The 7,742-nt window shown below is 33.0% G+C and carries 9 protein-coding genes; 2 read left to right on the top strand and 7 right to left on the bottom strand.

Annotated features, from left to right (window positions below):
- Both JJE11_RS10525 and JJE11_RS10520 read left to right on the top strand, forming a co-directional pair.
- Positions 1-259 (top strand): DUF5673 domain-containing protein (locus JJE11_RS10525; RefSeq protein WP_291635319.1); only part of this gene is annotated, 259 nt, incomplete at its 5' end.
- A 23-nt stretch (positions 260-282) separates the two neighbouring features.
- Positions 283-663, top strand: coding sequence for a hypothetical protein (locus JJE11_RS10520; RefSeq protein WP_291635317.1), 381 nt, complete (start codon positions 283-285; stop codon positions 661-663).
- Between the two features lie 125 nt (positions 664-788).
- Here the strand turns inward: JJE11_RS10520 and JJE11_RS10515 are convergent, their stop codons facing one another.
- The 7 genes from JJE11_RS10515 to JJE11_RS10485 form a co-directional block, all read right to left on the bottom strand.
- The gene (locus JJE11_RS10515) at positions 789-1,973 is read right to left on the bottom strand and encodes a PLP-dependent aminotransferase family protein (protein WP_291635315.1); all 1,185 of its coding nucleotides are present in this window, start codon (positions 1,971-1,973) and stop codon (positions 789-791) included.
- 127 nt (positions 1,974-2,100) lie between these two features.
- Positions 2,101-2,631, bottom strand: a complete 531-nt coding sequence (locus JJE11_RS10510; protein ID WP_291635313.1) for a 2-oxoacid:acceptor oxidoreductase family protein — start codon at positions 2,629-2,631, stop codon at positions 2,101-2,103.
- A 1-nt stretch (position 2,632) separates the two neighbouring features.
- The gene (locus JJE11_RS10505; protein WP_291635311.1) at positions 2,633-3,382 is read right to left on the bottom strand and encodes a thiamine pyrophosphate-dependent enzyme; all 750 of its coding nucleotides are present in this window, start codon (positions 3,380-3,382) and stop codon (positions 2,633-2,635) included.
- A complete protein-coding gene (locus JJE11_RS10500; protein WP_291635309.1) occupies positions 3,382-4,452 on the bottom strand; it encodes a 3-methyl-2-oxobutanoate dehydrogenase subunit VorB in 1,071 nt (356 codons plus the stop codon). Before JJE11_RS10500 ends, JJE11_RS10505 begins: the two co-directional genes overlap by 1 nt.
- A gap of 19 nt (positions 4,453-4,471) precedes the next feature.
- The gene (locus tag JJE11_RS10495) at positions 4,472-4,681 is read right to left on the bottom strand and encodes a 4Fe-4S dicluster domain-containing protein (protein ID WP_291635307.1); all 210 of its coding nucleotides are present in this window, start codon (positions 4,679-4,681) and stop codon (positions 4,472-4,474) included.
- 167 nt (positions 4,682-4,848) lie between these two features.
- On the bottom strand, positions 4,849-6,162 hold the full coding sequence (gene brnQ, locus JJE11_RS10490; protein WP_291635306.1) for a branched-chain amino acid transport system II carrier protein: 1,314 nt from the start codon (positions 6,160-6,162) through the stop codon (positions 4,849-4,851).
- Between the two features lie 280 nt (positions 6,163-6,442).
- Positions 6,443-7,742 (bottom strand): sigma-54 dependent transcriptional regulator (locus tag JJE11_RS10485; RefSeq protein ID WP_366927924.1); only part of this gene is annotated, 1,300 nt, incomplete at its 5' end.

Genomic DNA, 7,742 nt, shown 5'->3' with positions numbered 1-7,742 from the left:
TTTATTGGCTATATTATATATTGAAACTATAATTATTTTTCTAATACAATATTTACATTCAGAAATAAGAGAAAATGGTATATATTGCTCTGGAAGGTTTTATAAATGGTCTAAAGTTCAAAGTTATAGTTGGGTATTACCAACTACTATTCAATTTAAAATCAATACATTTTTCACAGCTAATTACAATCTTGAATTTACCATAAAAGATGAACTAAAATCAAAAGCAAATGAAACATTACAAAAATACGTTCTTTAAAGCTGAATTAAGGGGGTATTGTTATGGTAACATGGGGGAATTCTTATTTTGTTATAGGGCCTGTTATAGGTCTTATTTATCTTATTCTCCAATTTTTAATTAAAAAACATAACATAAAGCCAAACAAAGTATCAAGGATATTTTATGAAGATGATGAAAGTTTCATTAAATCTTGGAAAAAAATAAGAGAAAAAGGAATGTTGAGATATACTATTAAAACTACAATTATTGTAACTGCTATACTGGTTATAATAGCAACATTTCTTTTATTGAACGAATTTAGCCTGTACGACTATGAACAACAAATGTTGTTTATTGTTTCGAAAATGGGTATGTTGGGGTTATTAATTTCTCTATTTTTATGGTGTGTAAAAAGTTTTAGGTATAGCGAATTAGAAGATTAAATGTTAATTCAAAATATTCTTGTAAAGAGTTACAACATTATCTAACAAAAGGTAAAAAAGGTAAAAAAACAGAGCTACAATGACATACTGAAATCTTTATGTCATCGCATCTCTATTTTTATATTTTAATAATATTTTGCAAGTACCTTTCCAAGTCTTTTTATTCCCTCAACTATTTTTTCTTCACACATACAAGAATAATTTAATCTTGCAAAATTGTGATGTCCGCCACCAGGGAAGAAAGAGGAACCAGGGACATATGCAACATTTTCTTTTAATGCTTCTTGAAGTATTTCCGCTGTATTCAGACCTTCTTTTAATTCAAACCATGTAAATAATCCACCATTTGGATTTGTATGTTTTACTCCAGCTGGGAAATATTTATCCATACTTTCAATCATTAAGTTTCTTCTAACTCCATAAAGATTTTTGAGCTTTTCAATGTGGACATTTAAATCATATGTTTCCATAAATAATGCTGCTATCCTTTGGTCAAAAGAGCTACATTGAAGATCTGCTCCCTGTTTAACTATGATATATTTTTGGAGTATTTCATTTGATGCACATACCCATCCTAACCGAAGTCCGGGACAGAATGTTTTTGAAAAAGTTCCAAGATAAATAACCCATCCTTCTTTATCAAAGCTCTTGATTGAAGGATGTCTTGATCCTTCATATATTAGGTCTCCATAAGGGTTGTCCTCTATTATAGGAATTTGATATTTAGCTCCAAGCTCTGCTAATCTCTTTCTACGGTCATCACTCATTGTTATGCCTGTTGGATTTTGAAAATCTGGAATTGTATAAATCATTTTAGCGTTAGGATATTGCTTAAGAGCTTTTTCAACTTCATCAATAATCATTCCATTATCATCCATTTGTATCGCTACAAATTTTGGCATATATGCTTGAAATGCATTAAGTGCACCTAAATAACTCGGGCTTTCACAGATAACTACATCGCCTTTATTTAAAAATATTTTTGCTGAGAATTCTATACCTTGTTGCGAACCTGCAGTTATAGTAATATTATCTGCTGTAACATCTACATTGGCTGGTTTCATTCTTTGCGTTGCAATAATTTCTCTTAAAGAATGGATACCTTCAGTTGGCCCATATTGTAAGGCAGCTCTTCCGTCTGTTTTAAGCACTTGTTGAACGATTGTCTGCAATTCTTCTACTGGAAATAATTCTGGACAAGGAAGTCCACCTGCAAAGGATATAATTTCTGGATTTTCAGCGAATTTAAGAAGCTCTCTGATTTCCGAAGCTTTTAAAGTTTTAACTCTATCTGAAAAACGAATGTTCATTTATAATTCCTCCAAAAAAATCGAATTTTAATATTTATACTACAACGCATTCTATTCATAATTACAATATACCTTACGATAGTTCCAAAATTAACTGGGTAGATTTACATACCCAGTTAAATGTAAATTACTTAGTATAAGACGCTCCTATTTCGAGGGCCTTTTTATTTATTTCAAAGAATTTTTCTTTACCATGAGCTTTTAAAGCACTTACTAAGTCTTCCATAGATACTATTCCTGTTTTATTTACTAAGGCTCCTAGAAGTACCATGTTAGCAATCTGCTTACTTCCAATTTTCATAGCTTCTGTTTGAGCTGGAATACATATTACTTCTATATCATCTCTGGTTGGTATTCTGTCTACAAGGTCAGAATCCAATATTAATAGTCCACCTTTAGCCAAAGTATCTTCAAACTTATCAAGAGATGGTCTATTCATAACTATTAATGTGTTTGGCTCGTTAATTATTGGTGAACCAACTGGTTCATCTGACATTATAACTGAGCAGTTAGCAGTACCTCCACGCATTTCTGGGCCATAAGATGGAAGCCACGAAACATTCATGTTGGCATCCATACCTGCATATGCTAAAAATTTCCCCATTGAAAGGGTACCTTGACCACCAAATCCTGCAAATATAATTTCTTGTGCTACCATATTATTTCACCTCCCCAGTTGTGTCTTTTTTAACTCCTAGAGTATAAAATGGTATCATATTATCCTTAAGCCAACCCATTGACTCATCAGGTGATAATCCCCAGTTAGTTGGGCATATTGACAATACTTCAACCATTGAAAAACCTTTCCCTGCAATTGCATTTTGGAAAGCTTTCTTTATAGCTTTTTTAGCTTTATTAACATTAGGCACACTATCTGTTGATACTCTTTCTACATAACAAGCACCTGCCAGGGTTGATATCATTTCTGATACTCTAATAGGATGTCCTTGCAATTTTGTATCTCTTCCATAAGGAGTTGTTTCCGTTACTTGACCTGGAAGAGTAGTTGGAGCCATTTGTCCACCAGTCATGCCGTAAATACAGTTGTTTACGAAGATAGTAACAATGTTTTCTCCACGAGTCGCAGCATGTACTATTTCAGCTGTACCTATTGCTGCAAGATCTCCATCTCCTTGGTATGTAAACACTACTGAATCTGGATTAGATCTTTTAATTCCTGTAGCAACTGCCGGTGCTCTTCCATGTGCCGCTTCAAACATATCACATGCGAAATAGTCATATGCTAAAACAGAACATCCAACTGGAGCTACTCCTATAGTTTTATCTATTACGTCTAACTCCTCAAGAACTTCTCCCACTAATCTATGGATTAAGCCATGAGTACATCCAGGACAATAATGCGTAGGAACATCTAATAATGCTTTAGTTGGTTCAAATACAATTGCCATTATTTTGCACCCCCTATTATTTCTTTGATTTTGTTTAATATATCCTCGGGATGAGGAACCATTCCACCTGATCTTCCGTAGAAGTGTACTGGTTTTCTTCCTTCAACTGAAAGTCTAACGTCTTCAACCATTTGTCCACAGCTCATTTCTACAGATATATATCCATGTTTTGTGTGATTTATAGTTTTTTCAAAAGCTTCAACTGGGAAAGGCCAAAGTGTAATTGGTCTTATTAATCCTAATTTTATACCTTCTTTTTCTGCCATTTTAACAACGTTTTTGCATATTCTTGATGTTGTTCCGTATGCAACCATTATTAAATCACTTTCACCATCACAATTATATATTTCATATCTTACTTCATTTTTCTTTATTTCTTTAAATTTTGCTTGTAATTTTATATTATGTTCTTCTAGCTCTTCTGATAGAAGATAAAGAGAGTTTATTACATTATGTTTTTTTCTTCCTTTTAAGCCAGACGCAGACCATGTTTTTTCTGGTAGTACTTTTGATTCTCTTTCTTTAAATTCTACTGGTTCCATCATTTGTCCAAGCATACCGTCTCCCATTACCATTACAGGAGTTCTGTACATGTCCGCAGTATCAAAAGCATCTTGAACGAGGTCTACCATTTCTTGTATTGATGCTGGTGCATATACTGGCATATTAAAATCACCATGTGCTCCGCCTTTAGTTGCTTGGAAGTAATCTGATTGAGCTGGTTGTATACTACCAAGTCCTGGACCACCTCTAACTATATTTACAATAACGCATGGAAGCTCTGCTCCTGCTATGTATGATATTCCTTCTGCTTTTAAGCTTATTCCTGGCGAACTTGAAGATGTCATACATCTTACTCCTGTACCAGCAGCTCCATAAACCATGTTTATAGCTGCGATTTCGCTTTCTGCTTGTAAGAAAACCCTATCGATTTTAGGCATTTTTCTCGATAAATATGCAGATATCTCTGTTTGAGGTGTTATTGGATATCCAAAGAAACATTTACAATTTGCTCTTATAGCTGCTTCTCCAATCGCCTCATTACCTTTCATTAACACTTTTTCTCCCATAAGTACATCCTCCTATTCTTTACTTTTCAACCGTTATTACGCAGTCAGGACACATCTTCGCGCAAGATGCACATCCAATACAATCTTTCATTTTTTCTTCTGTTACTGTTGCTGCATGATATCCTTTTATATTTAATTTTTTTGAAAAACTTATGATTTTCTTAGGGCATGCAGTTACACAATGACCGCAGCCTTTACATCTGTCTTCTCTGAAACTTACTCTTGGCATATTTAACCCTCCTTTTAAATAGAAATTTATAAAATTTGAAAATTTACTCCATGTAGGTTAACCTTTCAATAATATTGATTGTTGTTTGTTCAACCTGTAGGGGGTAACATATGTATATCAATACCAAATATAACTCTTATTCCATATTTCTGTTAGCAATATGCCCATTACCCTTCAAAATTTGAAGCATATTCATCTTCATCTATAGCATATTCTTTTGGTTTTATAGAAATATTGGAAATTATAAAAGCTAGTATAGTAGGTATAACCCATGCGAATCCTGCACTGGCTAAAGGAATAAATTTAATAAAACCTATAGCATTTCCTGATAAACCGTTTACAGTATCTAAAATACTTATTACTAAGGCCGTGTATGTAGTTATGGCAACAACCTTATTACTTTTAACTTTATCTCCAAACAAAGTAATAACTATAAGAACTATTACAATTGGATATAAAATTTGTAAAACAGGGCCTGCCAATGTAATTATAGAATCTACGTTTTTAGTAGCTATTAATCCACTTACTAAGGCCATAATAACAGCAGAGGTCTTGTAAGATACCTTGTTTTTTGAAAGATTAGCAAAGAATTCTGCTCCACTTGCAAGTAATCCTATAGCAGTTGTTAGGCATGCAAGAGCAACACATAAACCAAGAATAACTGCACCGATACTGCCTAGGTCTAGCCTAACAATTTCTGTAACGAGCTTAGTTCTAGCTATATCTGCTGGAAACAAAGTACTTGTTTGTGTTCCAAGATACATAAGTCCACCATATACAAAGGCGAGTCCCGCTACAGCAACTAGTGCTGATTTTATAGTCATCTTCATTATATCCTTTGCATTTTCATAACCTTTCGATCTAAGAGCTGAAATAATTATTCCTGCAAATATAACAGAAGCCATAGCATCCATTGTTTGATAACCTTCTATTAAAGCTTTTGATAATCCACCTTCGTAAGATGTATTTACAATTGGTCCAATAGGATCTATTATCCCTTTAAATATAATTATAGCGAGCATTAATAATAGTACAGGTGTAAGTATTTTACCTATATTATCAATTATTGAAGATGGTTTAAGCACAAATACAAGTGCTATTGCAAAATACAATATAACTGCTATATTTTGTGGTACAGATGGAAATATTGGATGTATTCCAAGTTCAAAAGTTGTTGCAGCAGTTCTTGGAATCGCAAATAACGGTCCTATAACAAGAATTAAAGCTATGCCGGTTAATATAGCAAATTTTTTACCTACCCTATTGGCCATTTTGTCATAAGTACCATTAATTTTGGCACAGGCAATTATTCCAGCTAATGGAAGACCGACTCCTGTAATGAGAAAGCCTATTATGGATCCAAAAAATGAGCTTCCTGCAGCTTTTCCGAGGGATGGTGGAAAAATCAGGTTTCCTGCACCGAAAAACATTGCAAATAATGCAAAACCTATAACCACTGAATGTTTTGATGAATTTTTCATTAAAGCAAACCTCCAAATGAATAAATTTTTTTAATATTTAGATTATTAATAAATTATGTAACGTTTCATTTGCTTTTATATATAGCATTTATTATGCCAATCTCTTTTAGTCTTCATATTTTTCTAAAAAGAGCTTTAGATTTTAGTCAAATCCTTGCCTATCCATGCTTATCAGAATTATTTTTTAGAATGAAGCTGTAAACGTTTATATTTAATTTCTATATCCATAATAAAAACGGGCAATTTTTTTCCACCTAATATGGAAAAAAATTGCCCATTTTTATTTTTGTATCTCATATTCATTGACTTTATTTTGTAGCTGCCTTCGAGTGATACCTAATACTTTTGCTGTTTTTGTCATGCTAAATTTATTTTTTATCAAGACTGTTTCTATATATTTTTTTTCTATTGCAGACCTAAATGCTTTTAATGTTTGATCTCCTTCATTGTTTGTAGTAGGCGCTTCATGTATCAGCAAATCATCTTTTGATATAACACCATTTTCACTAAATACTACCAGCCTTTCGATTATGTTTTTAAATTCGCGTATATTGCCTGGATAGTCATACTGGTTTAGATATTCCCAAACTTCAGGTTCGATGGTATGTATTTCTTTCTTCATTTGCTTAGATGCTGTAGTTATGAAGTTATCAGCCAAACTATGTATGTCTTCTTTATGTTCCCTGAGCGGTGGTATTTCAATGATTATGGTGTTTATTCTATAGTAAAAATCTTCTCTAAACAGTCCTTGGTCTATTAGTTTTATTATAGATTTGTTGGTGGCGGTTATAAGTCTAAAATCAACGGTGGTACTTATGTTGCTACCTATTTTTTCAATTGCTCTGTCTTCAATGACTCTTAGTAGTTTGATTTGAGTGGATAATGGCATGTCAGCTATTTCATCTAGAAATAAAGTTCCCATGCTAGCTGATTCAAATCTACCAATTCTTTCTTCATTGGCACCAGTGAAAGCTCCCTTCATATGTCCAAATAGTTCAGATTCTAATATACTTTCAGATAAAGCATGACAGTTCACTGCTACAAAGGGTTTGTTTTCACGCTCGCTCTGAGTATGGATGTAGTTTGCAAATACTTCTTTTCCTACTCCCGACTCTCCAAGCAAAATCACGTTAACAGTGGTTTGAGCTACTTTCCGAGCCATATCTATAATTTTTTTAAAGTCTTTATTTTCTGATTCTAAAAGCAAATTCTCTTTTTTATCATATATTTTAGAGGTGAGTTCTGATTTTTTGTAAGCTTTATATATTTTTTCTATTTCTTTTATAAGTTCAACTGGATCATTTCCTTTTACAAAATACGATACTGCTCCTTTTTTCATAGCATCTACGGCATTAGATATAGTAGCATATGCAGTCATGAGTATTACTTTGATATCCTGATCTAATTCTATAATTTTTTCTAAAAGCCCTATGCCGTTCATTCCATCCATCATTAAATCAGTCAATACCATCTGATATTTTTTGTGCTTAATTTTTTCTATAGCAGCTTCTGCCGAGGGTACTGTTTCTATGGTATACCCTTCTATTTCAAGTATTTTAGTTAGTCCTTTAGAGTATGCT

This window comes from Clostridium sp. (assembly GCF_016650095.1).
Taxonomy (GTDB): domain Bacteria; phylum Bacillota; class Clostridia; order Clostridiales; family Clostridiaceae; genus Clostridium_AD.
This window is presented reverse-complemented; position numbering and strand designations above follow the sequence as displayed.